At 46.4% G+C, this 18,747-nt stretch carries 14 protein-coding genes; 12 read left to right on the forward strand and 2 right to left on the reverse strand.

Features of this window, described 5'->3' with window-relative positions:
• Positions 1-19 precede the first annotated feature (19 nt).
• Both FKV70_RS13025 and FKV70_RS26150 read right to left on the reverse strand, forming a co-directional pair.
• The gene (locus FKV70_RS13025; protein WP_142613087.1) at positions 20-937 is read right to left on the reverse strand and encodes a hypothetical protein; all 918 of its coding nucleotides are present in this window, start codon (positions 935-937) and stop codon (positions 20-22) included.
• Positions 930-1,082, reverse strand: coding sequence for a hypothetical protein (locus FKV70_RS26150; RefSeq protein ID WP_165147246.1), 153 nt, complete (start codon positions 1,080-1,082; stop codon positions 930-932). Before FKV70_RS26150 ends, FKV70_RS13025 begins: the two co-directional genes overlap by 8 nt.
• A 301-nt stretch (positions 1,083-1,383) precedes the next feature.
• Here FKV70_RS26150 and FKV70_RS13030 point away from each other — a divergent pair, with 301 nt between their 5' ends.
• The 12 genes from FKV70_RS13030 to FKV70_RS26570 all read left to right on the forward strand — a co-directional run bounded on the left by FKV70_RS13030 (position 1,384) and on the right by FKV70_RS26570 (position 18,683).
• Positions 1,384-3,186 (forward strand): vWA domain-containing protein, encoded by a 1,803-nt coding sequence (locus FKV70_RS13030; RefSeq protein ID WP_142613088.1) that lies wholly within the window; start codon positions 1,384-1,386, stop codon positions 3,184-3,186.
• A gap of 24 nt (positions 3,187-3,210) precedes the next feature.
• A complete protein-coding gene (locus FKV70_RS13035) occupies positions 3,211-6,600 on the forward strand; it encodes a tubulin-like doman-containing protein (RefSeq protein ID WP_142613089.1) in 3,390 nt (1,129 codons plus the stop codon).
• A 3-nt stretch (positions 6,601-6,603) separates the two neighbouring features.
• Complete coding sequence (locus FKV70_RS13040) at positions 6,604-8,970, forward strand: transcription initiation factor TFIID (RefSeq protein WP_142613090.1); 2,367 nt, start codon at positions 6,604-6,606, stop codon at positions 8,968-8,970.
• 48 nt (positions 8,971-9,018) lie between these two features.
• Positions 9,019-10,308 (forward strand): vWA domain-containing protein, encoded by a 1,290-nt coding sequence (locus FKV70_RS13045; protein WP_142613091.1) that lies wholly within the window; start codon positions 9,019-9,021, stop codon positions 10,306-10,308.
• 18 nt (positions 10,309-10,326) lie between these two features.
• Complete coding sequence (locus FKV70_RS13050) at positions 10,327-10,968, forward strand: beta-mannanase (RefSeq protein WP_142613092.1); 642 nt, start codon at positions 10,327-10,329, stop codon at positions 10,966-10,968.
• A gap of 16 nt (positions 10,969-10,984) precedes the next feature.
• Positions 10,985-12,250 carry a TRAFAC clade GTPase domain-containing protein gene (locus FKV70_RS13055; RefSeq protein ID WP_063212702.1) on the forward strand — a complete coding sequence of 422 codons (1,266 nt, stop codon included), beginning with the start codon at positions 10,985-10,987 and terminating at the stop codon, positions 12,248-12,250.
• Positions 12,247-15,276, forward strand: coding sequence for a GAP1-N2 domain-containing protein (locus FKV70_RS13060; protein ID WP_142613093.1), 3,030 nt, complete (start codon positions 12,247-12,249; stop codon positions 15,274-15,276). Before FKV70_RS13055 ends, FKV70_RS13060 begins: the two co-directional genes overlap by 4 nt.
• Positions 15,277-15,486: 210 nt before the next feature.
• Positions 15,487-15,966 carry a MarR family winged helix-turn-helix transcriptional regulator gene (locus tag FKV70_RS13065; protein WP_142613094.1) on the forward strand — a complete coding sequence of 160 codons (480 nt, stop codon included), beginning with the start codon at positions 15,487-15,489 and terminating at the stop codon, positions 15,964-15,966.
• An 81-nt stretch (positions 15,967-16,047) separates the two neighbouring features.
• Entirely contained in the window at positions 16,048-17,424 is a 1,377-nt protein-coding gene (locus tag FKV70_RS13070) for an MFS transporter (RefSeq protein WP_142613095.1), read from the forward strand.
• 85 nt (positions 17,425-17,509) lie between these two features.
• A complete protein-coding gene (locus FKV70_RS13075) occupies positions 17,510-18,079 on the forward strand; it encodes a hypothetical protein (protein WP_142613096.1) in 570 nt (189 codons plus the stop codon).
• A 68-nt stretch (positions 18,080-18,147) separates the two neighbouring features.
• Positions 18,148-18,297 (forward strand): 50S ribosomal protein L33, encoded by a 150-nt coding sequence (gene rpmG, locus FKV70_RS13080; RefSeq protein ID WP_007430271.1) that lies wholly within the window; start codon positions 18,148-18,150, stop codon positions 18,295-18,297.
• Positions 18,298-18,458: 161 nt separating this feature from the next.
• Entirely contained in the window at positions 18,459-18,683 is a 225-nt protein-coding gene (locus FKV70_RS26570; protein ID WP_222847809.1) for a hypothetical protein, read from the forward strand.
• Positions 18,684-18,747: the final 64 nt, after the last annotated feature.

Below are 18,747 nucleotides of genomic sequence, written 5' to 3' on the forward strand. Positions count from 1 at the left end.
AGAAGGGCGTTAGGACAGATCAGTTTTTGTACTGCTCCATCAGGTACATGATCTTCACTTCATCGGCTAAATCTCCAAAGGGTTCTAACGGATTCTCCTGAATGATATGATATAAACGTTGGATCCGTTCCTTTGGCAGCTTCCGAACATATCTGGAAATGAAAGCGGCATGGGTGACTACGTAGCGTTTTTTACGGATAGCGGCACTGGCTACGCGAACGAGAATATCTTCGCCCCCTGCCATCTCCAAAATACGGCGCTCATAAAAAACCACATATCGGAATGTCCGGTCCTTGATCAGCTCACGATGGAGTCGGGCAACCTCTCCAATGTATCTGACCATAAGTGGTTCAAAGCTTTTGATCAGAAGAGGATCGAGCGTTAATTCCATGTCCTTGCGGAGAACAAAAGATTGCAGCAAAGCGACCTGCTGTAGCCTTATCCGATCATTGTGAATGAGTATGGCAATCTCGCGTAGCATTTCATAACAGACACGCTCACTAAGCTGCCGCAGGGCAACCGCGTTTTTATGATTTACGTTTAAACCTTCCTGGATCTGTTCGATACGGCCTCTGAATAGGCGGATAAGCTGCCTACGCTGTTCATAAGTAACGATGCGCTGTTGTAGAAGGATCAAGGGCAGTAGGAGAAGTGCACCGACGACACCGCACAGTAGCATTTGCTGTGGCGAGTGACCAAAAAAGACAGAAGCAGCCAGCAACGCGATACCGACGGTAAGGTCTTTATGAAAATAACGTTTGGTTCTGAGTCTGGCATATTGCTCGATGGGAACCAGTGTATCCCGACCACATGATGTACATTTCTCTTCCCAAAGGGCGGTGAATTGTCCGCAGCGCTTGCAGACTCTCAGCTTTTGAAAGGCATGTTCTGTACGGGTAAAGGGGCGAAATTGCACAGCCTGCTTGGAACTATTCATTGTGCTCACTTCTCCGGTTCAGCAGTGCGAGAAGCTCGGTGTCGATTTGTGTAATCGACGGGGCACGTTTTTTATGTATATAGTAAATTAGTGATTTAATGGCGACAAAAAGAAACATAATCGCCAGACATCCGTATGAGATCATAGTGTACTTCCTCTTTCTGTTTAGATTTTTTATGTTACTGTTTTACATGAGCGGGTTTCGCTAGAGTTATTTTTGTCGTATAAAGGAGAAGGCTGGTGCCCGATTGCCCTTGTTGGGGTATAATTATATCATTACTGCAGGATATTGGTAAAATCTCGCGGTATGATAGGCTTTTTAGTCGCATTTAGGCCGCTCGGGCAGGATTTTCAGCTGGCGCTCATGTAAAACTCATTATAATTTAATAGTAGTGGAGTACAACTGTAATTTAGAATGAGAATTAATCGGCAAAGGGGTACAAGCGATGTTTAGTAGAGACAGAAAATGGTTTTTGGTCATCGGAATCATATGTACAATGATCATGGCCTCGATTTCGGCCTGGCAGCCACAGACGGCGAATGCCGCTTCACCCTCTGCTTCTAAAGTGGATGCGGTGCTGGTAGTCGATGTAAGTAATTCGATGAATACCAGTGATCCTGGGAAAATTGGCAATGAAGCCATGAAAATGTTTATTGATATGTTGTCAACGCAAAATGACAAGGTTGGGATTGTAGCCTATACGGATGTCGTACAGCGCGAGAAAGCCTTGCTTAATATTTCATCTGAAGCGGATAAGCAAGAACTGAAGACATTTATTGACGGGCTGAACCGGGGGGCGTATACTGACACCTCCGTAGGTGTTAAGGAAGCGATCCGCATTTTGCAGGATGGCAAAACAGCCGGACATGCGCCTATGATCGTTATGTTAGCTGACGGCAACAACGATTTTAACAAGACGGCAGGCCGAACTGAAAGCCAATCGGCTCAGGATATGGCGCAGGCTGTAGCCGAGGCTAAAAAAAGCGGAGTGCCGATCTATACCATCGGTTTGAATGCAGATGGAAAGCTGAACAAAAATAAACTCGCCGACATCGCGCAGCAAACGGGTGGCAAGTCTTTTATAACGAGCTCGGCGGACGACCTCCCGAACATTTTGAGTGAAATTTTCGCCAGCAATCTAAAATTGAAAGTGGTACCTTTGCAATCCATTACGGCTAACGGCGACTATCAGGACGTTACAGTAACTGTACCCAACGATAGCGTGCTGGAAGCTAACATTTCGATCATGTCCTCGAAACCGGTGGACGCGAGATTAATAGACCCATCGGGCAACACGAAGTCGATTCCTTCGAGCGATGTACTGCTGTCCAAGTCCAAAAGCTACTCGCTGATTAAATTGCTCAAGCCTGTGGCTGGCGACTGGAAGCTTCAAGTCAAGGGAGTGCAGCAGGATAAGATTGATATTAATCTGGTATTTAACTATGATTTGGAATTGAAGCTGGACGCACTGCCTGCCAAATCATACAAAAAAGGTGACACGGTTCAAATTCGTTCCTATCTGGCGAGCAATAACCAGCCGTATCAGGACCAGGAACTGTATGCGAATATGAATGCGGTTCTGAAGGTGAAGGACCTTGATACCGGTGCAACGAATGAAGTGCCTTTAGCTAACGCAGGCGATGCTTTTACCGGCTCTTATAAGGTTCCGGATGAGCATGATTATGAACTAACCGTCAGAGCAGAGGAGAAGAGCTTTTATCGTGAAACGCAGCCTGTAACCATCAGTGCCAAAGCTGGGGTAGCGAGCGGTACGAATACTGGGACAACTCAGCCTACGACATCTGCTGAAAAGTCTAAGCTGCTGCCACTCATTCTTTTAGGGGTGGGACTGCTCGTTTTGCTGGTGGCGGCATATTTCATCTGGAAGGCTGTCAAAAAAGCCAATCGTGGCTTTGTCGGCCAGATCGTACTGGAAATCCGGGATGAAAATACCGGCGAAAAGACATATCCGCAGTATAAGAGGCTGAACACCTTCCGGGGCAAATTCACTTTACACCAGTTGCTTCAACTGGCACCAGAATTTGCTGGAACCGATAAGGTCGTGTTCACGCCAGCGAATCAGGATCGCATTGTAGTGCGCAGTACCCCAGAGATTACGATTGAAAAATCCGGGCGTGCTGTAGACACAAGCAACGGTCTTGAACTGAAAAACGGTGATCGTCTAACGATTCCGCTGGCAAGTGTGGACAAAACCATTTTACTGGAATTTATTTCAGTAAACAGCTAAACGAACCCTTAGGAGGTCATATCTATGAAACCAGTAGTTAGAGAGCATATCCAACAATTAGACGTATCACTCGGCGGAGGGATCGTAAGCGATAAGATCAGAGTAGACACCATCGATAATCCTATTTTAATTATCGGACTTGGAGGAACGGGAATTGATGCCCTTCTCCGCTTGAAATATCAAATCAATCGCAGATTTAAGCTGCCTGCAGATCCGATTTCCAAGAAAAAAAGCGAGAAGCCGGATAATGTGGAATTTCTCGCTTTTGAAACGAATGAACAAGACCGCAACAAAAAATACAAAGGGATTGGCTTGGACCCCATCAATGAGTTTGTATTGCTGTCCAACGCGGAAATCGGCGGATTGCTGCAAAACCGCAGCATTTTAGAGCCATACATCACTGACTGGTTGTCTCCCGAACTGAGCATTACCGATGGTATGAACGGGGCGGCAGGGGTACGTCAGGCAGGACGTTTGCTATTATTCACCAAAATCAATCAGGTCGTACAAAGCATTGACAAAAAAATCAAAACTCTATCTGAAGGCACCAACAAGAAGCTCATGGTGTTTTTGCTATCCGGTTTGTCCGGCGGTACAGGAAGCGGTACTTTCCTCGATATCTCCTATATCGTCCGAGGCATTATAGAGCGCGACTACGGTTCCGCAGGTGTAGACCGTGTAAATACGCTGGGCTATCTGTTCACGCCGGATATTAATCTGGCGAATAAAAGCCTGAGCGAGCATACGCGTGAATATATTAAAAAGAATGGCTATGCTGCACTGAAAGAGCTCGACTACTGGATGAATGTGGACAGTCGTGGCGAACGCTTTAAGCAACAGTACGGCAACATTTTGACTGTAAACTCGCCGTTGCCGCCGTTTAATCTGTGTCATCTTATATCGGCTACGAATACGGAAGGCAAACTGTTGGAAAATGCTTATGATTACTGCATGAATGTCACCGCCGAGAATATCACCAACTTTATGGCAAGTGAGGAAAAACAGTCGGGCGAAGAGTTCGCCATTCATGACTACATCAGCAACATTCGTACCAATATCGCGCAAATGAATAAGGCGTATCCAGCAAACTACGATTACAATATTATCGGAGCTTCCTCGGCAGTGTTGCCGATGGAGGAAATGACAACGTATCTGGCATACCGGATGTTTGGTAAAATGTCCAAAATGTTTGAGCAAGCGCCAAATCAGGAGGATGTAGAGAAGTTTGCCCGCAAGCTGGGCGTGGATCTGGATAGCATGATCAAAAACTTTGAATCCCGTGTACCTGAGCCGCTTCCGGGCTTTGAAAACAGTGAACGATTAAGTTATAACAATGTGGTTAAGATGCAAGTAGTTAATATGGACACTGAGCTGGAGCAAACGTTCCTGACGCGTGCTCGCGAAGAATATATCAAAGCGAAGAAACAGCTTCCTGGCGAAATTGTAGGACAGTTTACGGATCAAATCCGCCGGATGTTCCTGCATCCTGAGCAAGGGCCGTTTTATGTATCTCGCATGATTTATACTGAAAAAGGGTTTAGCTTGCTGAAAATGCTGCTTTCCTATGTTGAAACGCTGCGAGAATCACTGCACCGTATTCCAACAGATATTGAATGGGCGCGTGAGCAGGCGAACGAGAAGCTGGGTGATGCCAAGAGCGCATTTGTATCCAAGGATAAAAAGAAAAATGCTTATATAGAAGCAAAAATCAACGAATATTGGCTGCGGGCTGATGTGGAACGTACAGAGCAGCTTATTGAATTTTATGAAGACCTGTACGACCTGCTAAACAAAGAAAATAACCGCATTTATAATGTATTTACTGAAATTTTGAACGCGTTGAGTGCCATTTTCGAGAAGAATGGTGATTTGCTGATTAACGGCGAGGAACAGTCCGATCACAAAGGCAACAAAACGTATTATTGGAATTTGGTAAGTGTTCCGGATATTTCAGAAGTTGTAACCAAGCTGCTGGATAACCGCAATGGTGACGATTTGATTCGTGATTTTGCACAAGAATTGCTGGAAAATTCAGATCAATGGGTAAAAGATCAGGATATGGACATCATCAGCTCGATCTCCAATTTCTTGACTGAAAAATTCGGGGATCTCATTACCCGTTCCATGGAGGATTTTCTGGTCATGAAATACGGGCAGGACGAAGCGATTGAAAAATTTGTGGAGCGCTACATTGCGAGCAAGCTGGATGAGGAGGCTGTACCTGTCTTCCATTTGAGTAATAGTTCTGGAAATTTGTACTTCCCTTCATGGGGATTCGTTTCGGTACCTGTACAGTCGCCTAATATCCTGAAAGGTGTTCGCAATTATCAAAATAATGCCATTGGCAAATCGCACTTTACTATTAAAGAAAGTGAAGTCCGTAACCGGATTTTCTGGCTCAATACGCGTAATGGTGTTCCTCTGTTTGTATATACGCCGCTCAAAGTGTATGAAGAGAGCTATGAGAAAACCATTCTTGACCGTGAAGGTATTGGCCGACATCTGGTGCAGACAGGTCAGAACAACTGGACGAATCTGCCGTCGCCAATTCCTGAAAAGTCATGGGGAGAAACTTACGTCAATTCGCGTGTGCAAGCCCACAACGCCCGTATCCGTAAGGATTTCGACCAGGCCAAGGCACTCGGTGTGATCCGGGAGAAGGATGTCGATCAGAATACAAGCAGCCGCTTTACTGTTATTCGCTCACAAGCACTAGATTTGAATGCGCTGCTGGCAGGCTATGATATGCGCTTGCAGGAGTCCAAGCCAAATTTGGGTGAGGTGAAAAGAGCGTGGTCTGAACTGAAGCGTCTACTGACTGAAGGGCTGGGGCAGACCGGAAGCAAGGACATCTTTGGCAGCATTAATGAAGAGATGGCGAAGGAAAACCTGATCCGTTCACCGGAGTTAACGCAGGTGGTTCGTGATGAACTGGCGAAATATATACAAATCGAAGCCAAAGCCGCTGAACTGGAAGCATTGTTGAGCAAATATCAGGATGAAGAAAAATGGTTGGATCAGTTCATTCAGGCTCTTTATACAGACACGATTACGAAAAAAGGCGCTTTGTACGTCTATGATCGTGACGAAGAGGAAGAGGCTTGGGAGCCGTTTGCCAACGTCATGAAGAGCCGCAATTATGTGGAGTTTGAAGTGTTCACAAACTTCCGTGGTTTGGAAGAAAAGAAATTTGCAGCTCTAATGCGCAAAGCGGATCGCCGTGATGCTGTACTGACTTCATCTGAGGATATTACACCATTGCTGACGAAGTTGGATGAGCTGGCTGCCACTTACACAGAGGCTCGCAATCAATTGGAATACGAAAAGGTAGAGCTGGCTAATGGAGCGGAGCTTTATGCATTTTACGCTCAAATGGCCGGAAAATTAAACGACATCCGCAGAAAGTTGAAGTAAAGTATGAGAGAGCAGCTGTTACGTTATGCGGCTGACTATGCAGCCGCAGAGGATCAATTAATCGGAAGCGGGGATGGACGCAGCAGCATCCATTTCCCATCCGTGTTTCTTTTTATCGGCGATCACATGAGCCCGGTGATGAACACAATTGCAGATATCAACCGGACGAAGTGGGATAACAGCACAGGAGTAACCTATATTCAGATTTGCTCGCAGGATGAGCATGCGGCTGTAGACCGTTCGGTAGATGCCATTGTTCATACGGTAGCTGTACCGGAAGTAAGTAGCCACCAAACGTTGCGCCGTGACCTGCATCAGGCTTTTTATACACATGAATCGAAGCTAATTGAACTTAACACCGCGTTGCGCCGGGCTAGTGGGCATCTAGCGGATTACGGGCGGTTGTATTCCTCGTTTGAGCGTGTACATTTGTCGATCTTGACAACAGCGGATGATCCCATGAACGTATTAATTCCTGAAATTACGCTGCTGGCAGAGTATATTTTTGCCCAATCTTTTAAATCAGTACAAATGGATCTGTATGTGTTGATGAGCGAAAGCGACCAGGCTGCCCAATTCGGCTACCGGAGTGCAACGTCTGTTGCTTTTATGCGGGAGTTGGACTATATCCAAAGCCCAGCCTATACGTTTACAGCACCGCTACATATGACCGAGGACAAATTGACCATTCCGGTATCTCATGCTCCATCTCCGTTATTTGATCTTGTCTATGTGCTGTCCGACAAGAATGAGCGAGGCGTCACGGTGCCGAATAGTCTGCGCGAGAGTTGTGATATTATTTGTCACATTCAACTTCTTAAAAATCGTTATCAAGCAGGGGATTCCTATCGGTCACAGGATGGGGGCTACAATAATACATCGTTTAAAAACAACATCATGACGGAATCCGGGCGGCAGGGTTATGTGTCGGCCGGATTTTCCCGGGTTAACCGCCCTAATCAGTCGATTGCGCTTACGGTGTTGTATCACTTTTATGTGAAGCTGCTAGAGCGTATGAGAACGGAGCAGGATTGGGACATACGCGATAAACTGAATTATTTTGGTTTAGATGCTGCTGAACGCGGCCGTACGCGAAATGATCTAGTACCTGGCAATGAAGCGATCATGGACATGAGCGCACTAATGACGAGCGGAGCCAGCTACGGCTCGTTGAAGCGAATGTCATTACGTGAGGCAGAGGAAGCCTTGTTTGGTCAGGGCTGCGAAGCCTTTTTCCGCGATAACTGTGAACGGATCGTACATAAGCGCTTGGGAGATTTTCAGGCGGATATGCGTTTGCAGATGGCTGTGAACGCAGCTGCTAAGGAACATCCTCATATCGGCTTTTTTGAGCTGACAGATTGGACGGATGAAAATCAAACAGGGAATGTGCTTACGGCTGTTCGGGGAATGATTCGTGATACGTCCAATGATTTGCAGATCAGTGAGGCCGAACTGGATACGCTGTATAGCGGACGAGTAGAGGATCAGCCTTTTCAACGACTGCCGCTCATGGATAAGCATAATGTGCGCAGCTTGATCCGTTATCTGACCGAAACAGTCTACGGCCATAAAATGCACATGCTGCGGATTCAAGTGGATTTGGAGCTACTTCGCCGTTATGAAATGGCACTTGAAAAATGGCATGCACAGGCGAATCATATTACAGTACAGCTTGCCAACCTGGAGCGTGAATTGCATCAAGCTGCAACGGACAGTATTCGGCAGGCTGACAGTTACACAGGTCAAAACTTGTTCGAGTATTATGAGCGTGTGACGGAGGATGTCATGCGTGAGTTGGAAAGCAAGCGGGGGAAATCTATATTCTTTGACGATCGGCATATGGGACCTGTGTCTGGGTTGCTGGATGGAGGTCTGTCCGCGTTAGTAAATAGACTTACACAGACCTGTCGTACCCTGATTCTCAGCTCACAGCCATTTAATCAGACATTCGAAGAAGAATTATTACGTCGTGCGAATGTAGCTGCTGCATATGAAAATCGACTGGTCGTTCCCAAGGAAGAGCTGTTTAAAAAACTGTATCAAACGTTAGAAGAGCATGGGGGAATTAATGTACGTTTGCTCGACTATACCCATGAGCATCGGTATGAAGAAAAGTATTTCTTTGGTGACTACGAAGGCGAATTTCTTCCTTATGCGATGGATGTGGACATTACTTCGCGAATTTACAAGCTGGGTTTTGTGCATGAGCGTCGCAGCAGCGGGGTGGAAAAACTGCATTTGATGGGCGGCTTCCATCTGGAGGATCTGATGGTTTACCGCAACGGCAAAACGTATTATGAGACATATACTGCGAACGGTTTCGTGTTTCATGGAATCGACGTGGAACGGTTGCCGGAATTGCGGTAGCCACGTATTTATATCCTACTTTAATGATGGAAGGAAGCAACGAATCTTATGAAGCAACGTAAATTTAACGTTCTCCTATTGGTGTTCGGCTTACTGGGCGCTGTAGTAGGCTTCATCTTGGGAGAACTTATTCTTCACAAATTGATAGGCCATTGGCCGCATATCATCGTGGTCGGGCTGTATTTTGGCATCATGGCGCTGTGCATAGGTCTAGGCTGCCTTATTGGCGAATTGATTTCGCCACAGCTAAATGGACATTCATGGCGACAACGATACTCCGGGTTGTCCTGGAAATTACTAGTGCCTGCTACACTCGTTATGTTGTTCGTGGCAGGTCTGCTATTGGAACTGGGTTATCAAGTTAACCCTGAAGGGCGCAAGAGTGTACAGGACCTCGTGCTTGTGATTGATAATTCCGGGAGTATGCAGCAAACAGACCCTGATAATGAACGCCTAACGGCTGCCAAGAGTCTAATTGGACAAATGGATGGAGACAAGCGCGTAGCCATAGTTTCATTTGAATCTACTGCGCAGTTGGTGCAGCCATTTACTCCCATTGGTACAGATGCAGAGAAACAAGCGGTTTATTCGAAAATCGATAGTATGCAGACTTTAATGTCAGGCGGTACAGAGATAGGGCTTGCTTTGGACGAGACGATTAAGGAGATTGAAACCCAAGGCAATGGGGAAAAAGGTTCGCTCGTTATTATGCTCTCTGACGGTTTTAGCGAACTGGATACGCAGACCGCATTGGCCCCTTACATTGCCCGCCAGATTCCGATCAATACAATCGGACTGAAACTGGCCGAATCGGATGGTATAGCCTTATTACAAAATATTGCCAACCTAACGGGCGGAACTTATTCTAATGTAGCCAATGCCCAAGGACTTACGCAGGCGTTTGGTAAAATATATGACAAAATCGGGGATCGCACGCTAGTAACGGAGCGAACAGGTGAGTATGCCGACAGTCTGTATTTTGCCATTTATCGCGTAACGGCTTTGGTTATTATAGGAGTTCTATTGGGATTGGCACTTGGGCTGATGTTCGATAATCGTTTTCTCGCGCGGAATTTCGCCATTGGTGGAGTTCCAGCTGGCTTGCTCGCTGGTTTGATTTTGGAAAAGGGGTTATCAGGTTCCCCTATAGGTGACTTGATGATTCGTTTGCTAGCAGCGCTCGTACTGGCGGCTCTTATTGCTGTCTTTTCACTTGTTCTGCCGATTGCGGAAAATACTCGCCGATCTTCAGGTGGTGGGGGCCAAGGTGGGCCATCAGGCCAACGGAGAGGAGCACCGGAAGGACCGACGCGCAATCGACGCAGCAGTGGATTTTAGAACGGGAGGCTGGAACTTATGCAGTATAGGGATGCACAGCCCGGTGATCCTGTTATTTCGGAGCTGAGCTACAAAATTGACGACAACCGGGTTGTGTTACGCTGGCAGTGGCCTGAAGGCGTAGCCGTGGTGTATATTGCCAAACAATCAGCCGATGCAGGCGTGAACTGGCAGAATGAAGCGTCGATTTCTGACCTAAAGCTTTTTACTCGCGAGGAATACAAGGCTGCTGGTAGCTATCGTGACCGGATTGAAGGTATTGGACGTGTGCGGTATACCGTGTATCCAGCTGTTCGGGAGGATGGTGACACCTTTGTAATCCGTCAGCAAGACGGAGCCAACCAGCTGGAGTTAAGTACGGGGAGGGCTAAAATCAAATATGCGATTCATCATAAAAAGAGCTGGTTTCGCAGCCGCAAAACAGTCCAGATTCAGGTGACAGCTGAAGTCCCTGTTCCGCAGGAGGCGCTCTGCTACGTGAAGAAGCGAGGTGGCTATCCGGCAGACCGAGACGATGGAACCTTGTATCCGTTCACCGCACCCTTTGCCGCAGGACGGAATGTTTTACCCGCTATTGAAGTGGGGGGAGATGAATATGTGCGGCTGTTTTTTACGGACGGTCAGAAGTATGGCACGATTTATGAATTAGTCCCTGAATGAAAGGAGGCCACAACCGATGAGTTTTCTTAGCAATTTATTCAGAAGAAAGCCACAGGCCGAACCACGGCCCTTATTCTATGATATTGTATGCCCTTATTGCTTTAGTAAGTTTTCCCCAGAGGAAGTGGTATTCCGTGCTTCTCATCACCGTGAAGATGATGAGGATTACGCTTTGGGTGAAGATGAGCTGTTGAACAAGTATCGGGAGCGTTTTGGCTTGGATAGTGTACATGATATGGAGGCAATTCTTCATCCCCATGATGTACCTGAGGAACATCGTTTGTATTCAGATCACGTGCTGACAGGTCTGACGGACCGTTATGGTGAGCTGACACGTCACCGACTGTGCCCACACTGCCATAACGAGCTGCCTGTGACCGCAGGCAAGGTGCCGAGCAATATTATTTCGATTATTGGGGCTTCGCAAGCGGGGAAATCTGTATACATGACCTCGCTGATTCACACGCTTCAGCATGTGACGGCCGATCATTTTGACGCAGCTTGCATGCCGCTCAATGCAGAGATCAGCCGCAAGTTCCGCACGATGTATGAGGAACCGCTGTTTGAACGAGGCGATCTGCTTACATCGACGCAAAAAGAAAAGATGCAGGAGCCTTTTATTTTCCAGTTTGTATTTAAGGATGAGGAAAAGCCACCGTTGACACTGGTATTTTTTGATGTGGCCGGTGAGGGGATGGTCGATCAGGACTATCTGGGACTGCACGGGCAGCATATTAAGAATTCTGCGGGTATTCTGTTCATGGTCGATCCCCTGCAAATTCGTTCTATCCGGGAACGGATCAAGATTAATCTTGGCGATAAGCCTGGTGAGTTTGTCTCGCAATATGATGAACCGCGTGATGTCGTACTTACGATGTTCGGTGACTTTATTGCATACCAGGACAAAGGCAAGACGGACATTCCAACCGCTGTGGTCCTGACCAAAAGCGATATGCTTACTGCATTGGCAGATGAAGAAGGCACATATATCAAGAATAACAGCAATATTTTTAATCCAATGGAACATCGCAAATACATGGATTTGGATGAGTTTGCCAACATCGATGGCGAAGTTCGACGCTTTATCGAGAAGGTGGATAAGCCGTTCAAGGGCACGATGGATGTATATTTTACAGATACGGCTTATTTCGCGGTTTCCGCTTTGGGCAGCAATCCGGTGGACCAAAAGCTGCAGGGGTTAGTTAGTCCGATTCGTGTAGATGAGCCATTCATCTGGCTACTTTATAAGTTGAAGTACATTGAGGGGAGAGAATCACAGTGAGTTTATCTACCTCTCATATGATACAGCAGCAGATGTACACACGGGAACGGCGCGGTATTTTCCGTTCTACGGAAGGCTTCGATACAGTAGCTAATTCCAAAGGACTGGATGCATCCTTTATAAAAAAAGTGCTGCATCCTTTATGTGTGTATGATGCGCCTGCTGCTCTGACGGCACGTGGTGAGAAGCAGGAGACTGTCTATCCGGAAGCATTACATCTGGTACGGACGGAGTCAGGAGATGTAGTGCTTGGGCGCAGTATTTATAAAGCAGCGGATTTCACTGGGTTGCGGAGTGCCTTTTTTACGCACAACTATGTAATTCCGGCCGGACATGGTGAGTCTCCATCTGATTATAAGCAGTGGCTGAACACCTCGTTTGTCGATACCTACGATATTGAGCAGGGAACCGAATTACCGGAATTAGAGCGTCTCCCAGGCGGAAGTGTATTTCCTGCTGTTGATCCGTCTGCAGTGCTGGCTCAATTGCAGTTGAGCGAAGACGTATTCAAGCAGCTTTTATACGCAGTCATGATGTCAGCCGCGGGGCGCAAAAAGGTATATGTAGCGTTGAATGTTCCAGCAGAAGCGGTAGGATCTTCAGCCAAGCAGCTGCTGGGTGTGTTGTATGCGGCACTGCCTTATGCATTTCGCAACAGACTCGGATTTCTTACATATGCGCAGGAACCGAACAGCAGAAAAGGCATTCACTTAATGTTCGTGGAGCCTTTCAGTCTACGTCCCGGTGATCGGAATGTGGAAAAGGACTTTGTATTTGACCTGTCTAATCATAGTCGAGTACTTAATGTGGATGCAGAGCAGGTGAAACAGCCGTATTTTGACTGGATTGTGCGTACACTGCTGAATGGCGGGTCACCGGACGATTTTCTCAAATTTGCCGAGCAAATGCTGACAGGCATGGAGGCAGGGCGTGAACTCATGCCTTCCAGCTATCATGAACTCATTACGTTGTACAGAATTGAGCAGGGAGAGCGCTCATTATACAACGAGCAACGGATCGCTGTGTTACGAAGCTTGACTGATTATTTATCACCATCCGATGCGCTACCACGAAAAATGCGGCTGAATGATCTGTTCTTGTCCTTTTTTGACCATGAGTTTGATCGAGTGAAGGATGGACACATTCCAGAGGTAGGACTGGTTGATTGCTTCAAGGACTATTATAAAGTTCATGCACGCAGCAGCGAAAATCGATTAGTGGAATATTTAATCCGTTCACTAAACAACGCTTATTCCGCCAGGAATACAGAAGCGGTCACGTATATTTATCATACGATTGAAGAGAATCCGTCATTAGGTAAGGCTTATTTTACGAAGGTACTGGGCAATCCGGCACTTACCAAAATGCTGTTCATTCCCTATATGGACAGCCAGATGAAAAGAACGACTGATGTCAAGGGTTTGCTGGCCGTGGTGCATGAATGGGGCAGTCGGTATATCGAAGTGTCGTCGAATGCCGATTTTCAGCTTTTGGCCGAATCTGCGTTGATGGGCAAGCTGCGTGCTGAGAGAAAGCCGGTAGAGGCTGTGGCTGCCATTCACCAGCGCTTGCGTCAATGGGACAGTAGTTCTGCCGTAGGCACATTGTCTCCGCTAGAGCAATCCGGATTGACAGAGCGCTTGCAGGAAGCATCGGATCGGTATTTGCTCACAGAAGTAGAGCTAAAAGAAATGTCACCCGATCAGGTCGTACAGATTCCGTTTTTTACACGGTCCGATTTGGTACAGTGGGTTGGGAAGTTGCCTGCTCCTCTCAAGGGACAAGCAGTGCGGTTGATTGCGGCTTATGATTGGTTTAACACAGAAGACCCGGAACCATCAGTGCTGGACGGTCTGGAGCCAGGCGAAGTCCAAAAAGTACAGGATTGGGCTTACAGTTGGCTGCCCCAGCAGCTTGCAGAAGGGCATTTTGCCCGTCTATTGCCAGCTTTCTATCGTTCTGATGGGTCAGGAGAAGGAATAATGGATTTTGCCCGCCTGGTCAGTTCGATTCGCAAATGGGCGAAGGATAACGATACGATGTACCGCTTTATCCGCTGGTCGGAGGAGCACCCTGAGTTTTCTACTCCACGTGGCGGTTTTGAACCAGCCTATCGGCGTGCGTTGCTTTTATTCTTCCAAAAGGAAGGACGAGAAGGGCTGCATAAAAAGACGCTGTGGCGCCAATATTTTGAACCAGCTAAGCCTGTTTTTAAAAATTTCTATCAGGCAGCAAAGCGTGAGACAGACACGCCATTGGTCAAAACGCTTCGTCGTTTTCGCAAAGGCGGGGTCATTTCCGGAATCGTGCTGATTGTTATTGCAGGTACGCTAGGCGGCCTGAAAGCTACTGGGGTCATTGGATCTGTTGACACTCCTACGCCTGCCGCTGCTCCAAAACCTGTGCAACAGCCTGTAGAGCCTACAGTGCCCGTAAAAGAGGAGCCTACGGCGATTGTGACCCATATACCTAACACCAAGTCTACTACGAAAATGGTCAAGCTGTTGTTTGCGTTTCAAACACCGGCAGAACAGGCAGAATTTAAGCCCAAAAAACTCGTCATTGTCGGCGCGGATCAACAGGAGCACTCATACGAAAATTTTACGCTTGCGGAACAGAACGATAAGGAAGCAGCCAGTAAAGCTAACAATGGTTCGTCCAGTGACGTTAACACTGAGGGCGCTACCACCAAAAGCAAGACAGCAAACAAAGAGTCTACAGACGGTGGTTCCACAACTCAGAGTATTACAGCCAGTGGAAAAAGCACGGATCAGACTGGGGCGGTGACGGACAATACGGGTCAAGGCACAACTTCAGAGGTTAAGACTGAGGGTGGCGGCACGGCAACCGATAAAGCAACAAGTAGCACATCCGGCGATGGTACAGGGACAACGGAATATGACCTCGACAAGTATCCTTATCGTACGCTGTTGACCATTTGGCAACGGCTGGAGCTGAATGATGCTAGCACAGTTACTATAGATGGAAAAGATTATCCGCTGGTTCAAGTAAAGGCTGCGAACTAAGCAACTATAAAACGGCAAAAGACGAGCTCCTTCCCGGGCTCGTCTTTTGTTATATACATTTCTATATATAGAATGTATTTGTAAATTAAAATTCACTAGACATCAGTAGATGATCATTTTATGAAAGTATTGACACCAAGTAGGCAACTGATTAAAATTAGTTGGAATTCAAACTATTAAAATTCAATGGAAATGGAGGTTAACATTAAAATGGGAAGTGAGGTGTATCCCGTTTGTCTTCCCTGGGAGGAAGAAAGCACGATGTATTTAATTAAATGGATTTTTACCACCGTCCGACGTGAGATTGAAACCGCACTCCGTCCTTTGGGGCTTACCTCCCCGCAATCGCAGACGCTCTACATACTGGCGATGTCGCCTGGAATCACCAATACGGATTTGGAAAAGCTATTGCTTATTGATAAATCAAGCGTTACCAGCCTGATTAACGGAATCGTCAAGAAAAACTGGGCAGTACGCCAATGTCATCCGGAAGACGCGCGAATGAAGCAAATTTATTTGACCAAGCAAGGCTTGGAAATTCACAAGGTAGCTGAACGTACCATAGAGCAAATCAAAAGCTCTGTAGGCAAAACATTATCTGCCCAAGAATCAGAAGCGCTGCGCGGTTTACTCAAAAAAATTCTTCATGATTATCATGCTGCAAATGCTTACGTTGAAGCAGATAACTAGAAAAATTTTGTCCGGATAGGGGTATCCATAGACTATAAAATGTCACCTAGATAAGATATGTATAGGAGAGGGAGAAAGCATATGATAAAAGAACAAACTTATCCCAATGCGGATAAGCTTATGCGTGTGTTGGCTTTCACACTTGTTTTTTCAGTGATGAATGCCTTTATGTTCAATGTAGTGATGCCTGTAATTCGCGAGGAGTTTCACATTAGTGCCTCCGATGTAAGCTGGCTGCTGACCGGCTATATGATTGTGTATGCAGTGGGCTCTGTAACCTACGGCAAGCTGGCAGATAAGTATCGTCTCAAGGATTTACTGACATTTGGGATTATCTTTTTTGCACTTGGTTCGCTTATTGGGCTGTTAGCCAATCAATTTTGGATGTTAATTGTAGCTCGTTTGCTTCAGGCCACAGGGGCTGCTGTCATTCCAGCAACCGCTATGATCGTTCCTGTTCGCTATTTTTCGGCTGAAAAAAGAGGGAGAGCTCTGGGCGTCACCGCAATCGGCTTGGCATTAGGTACTGCACTGGCTCCCATTATTTCTGGTTTGATTACAGGTTTTGCGAGCTGGCGTTTTTTGTTCGTCATTTCCATGCTGCCATTGATCGCTTTGCCATTCTTTCGTAAATACTTGGACGATCAACGAGGAGAGGATCAGAAGTTCGATTTTCTTGGTGGATTGTTGCTAGGTGGAACAGTGGCCTGCTTGTTGCTTTCCATTTCACAAGCCAATATGATGTTTTTTCTGATCGGTGTAGTGTTATTTGCACTGTTTATATGGCGCATTCATACTGCCCACGATCCGTTCATCCAGCCGAAGCTGTTCCGTAACAAGCAATATTCATACGGGCTTCTCATCGCTTTTTTAGGGACGGGGATTAGCTTTGGATTGCCGTACTTGGCACCACAGTTTCTAAACAGTCTCAACCAGCTTACACCGGCAACGATTGGACTGATTATGTTTCCTGCTGCTATCGCGTCAGCACTATTAGGAAAAAAAGGGGGGCGTTTGGCCGATAGCAAAGGGAATTCGTTGCTGGTGTATACAGCCGTATCGCTATTATTTATCTGCTTTATCAGCTTGTCTACGTTTGTAGGCGCGTCTCCGTATCTGATTTTGTTTTTACTTATTTTCGGAAATGTAGGCCAGACCTTTATGCAAATTGCCATGTCCAACACGATTTCTCGGACGTTGTCGAAAGACCAGATTGGTGTTGGAATGGGGCTGTTATCCCTGTTGAATTTTATTGCCGGGGCGATGACAACTAGTATTTTGGGCAAAACGTTGGATAGCTCTTCATCTTTTCATTTGAATCCTGTCGTATCTAATGTCGAGGTATTCAACTTTAGCAATATATTTACGGTGCTTGCGCTGATTGCACTTGTGACGATGGGGCTTTACGCGTTGCAGTTCCGGCGGGGGGCACGAGGTAATACACCTGCTGTCGAATAAGATAAACATTTTATGTAAGCTCATGCCATAACAAGGGTATAATAATAGAAGGAAAAGTTTATCTTGGAAGGACGGAGTGCCTAGTATGACAAGAAACCTTCAATATGTACCCTATGGTTATGAGCCGCCGATCGAGACGCATAAAGGGACTATCATTTACTATGATACATTTGAGCAGATTACAACCAGTGAGCTGGAGCTTTTTGCTGAAACGGGAGCTGCACTATCTTTTACAAAGCTAGTACTGTATCCATTACATGAAGAAACGGTCAGAAGAATGTGGAAGCAGCCGGTACGCTCGTATTATAAGCGAGTCGACGAACTGGGAGAGTGGCAACGAGAGCAGGCTTTGAGCGCTGTAGTGATTGAGAACTGGGAAGGTAAGCGGAAAAAATATACGCCTATTGAAGCAGCCATTCGTTTTTTGGCGGAAAAGTATGCAGCTCCGCTTTTTTTGTACATGAGTCCTGAAACTGCAAATTTGTTTGCTTCTTATGCATCCTTTGGGGAATGGATTAGAACCGTCAGGTTGGTGCTTTCGAGTGAACCATTGGAGCTTCACCCGAAGCTTGCACAGTACCGTAATCGCTGGAACACGGTAGAAGAAGCAACAAACCGAGCCTCTAAGGTTGACAAAGCGGAACATGAATTATAGAATAGAACTAATCGTAAAAATTACTATTGTAATTGTATACCATGTATTCCAATTAAGGAGGAAGAATAATGCGCGTTATTGTTACCTTGGCATGCACCGAATCCGGTGATCGCAACTATACAACAACCAAGAACAAAAGAAACCACCCGGAGCGTCTTGAAATGAAAAAATACTCTCCGCGTTTGAAAAAGTACACGATTCATCGTGAAACTAGATAATTTATGGTTTGCTGCATAGCAACCTGAATGATTCTGCTTCCTGAGCGGAGCCTGTTAAGTTTGCAAAAAGCCTGCGTTATGGAACCGGCGAAAACTTGAATTAGTCCAATGGATAGAGCGTCCAAAGTTAAAGCTAGCACCTAAGAGAACGGCTTCTTTTCATGGTTGTAGTGATAGATGCTGAGCAATATGGCACGCTTTGCCTTTTGAATCGAAAGCACATGGTAGCCGGGTTCTCCCAAGCTGAGGTCAGCATTCGGGACGAGCTGGAGGACCATTCACTATATGCTTATATAACGATGAAGGCTGACGAAAGATACGGAGCGTTCGTGCAATGGGCGATGCGATATATACGGCATCGTTTGCTTGTCGTTTACGAGACTTGAGCACAACCGTTAGGATCTGTCGTCTTTTTTTCTGAGACATAACCGTTCCTTTTGCCAACTGATG

The organism is Paenibacillus ottowii (assembly GCF_006874425.1).
Lineage (GTDB): Bacteria > Bacillota > Bacilli > Paenibacillales > Paenibacillaceae > Paenibacillus > Paenibacillus ottowii.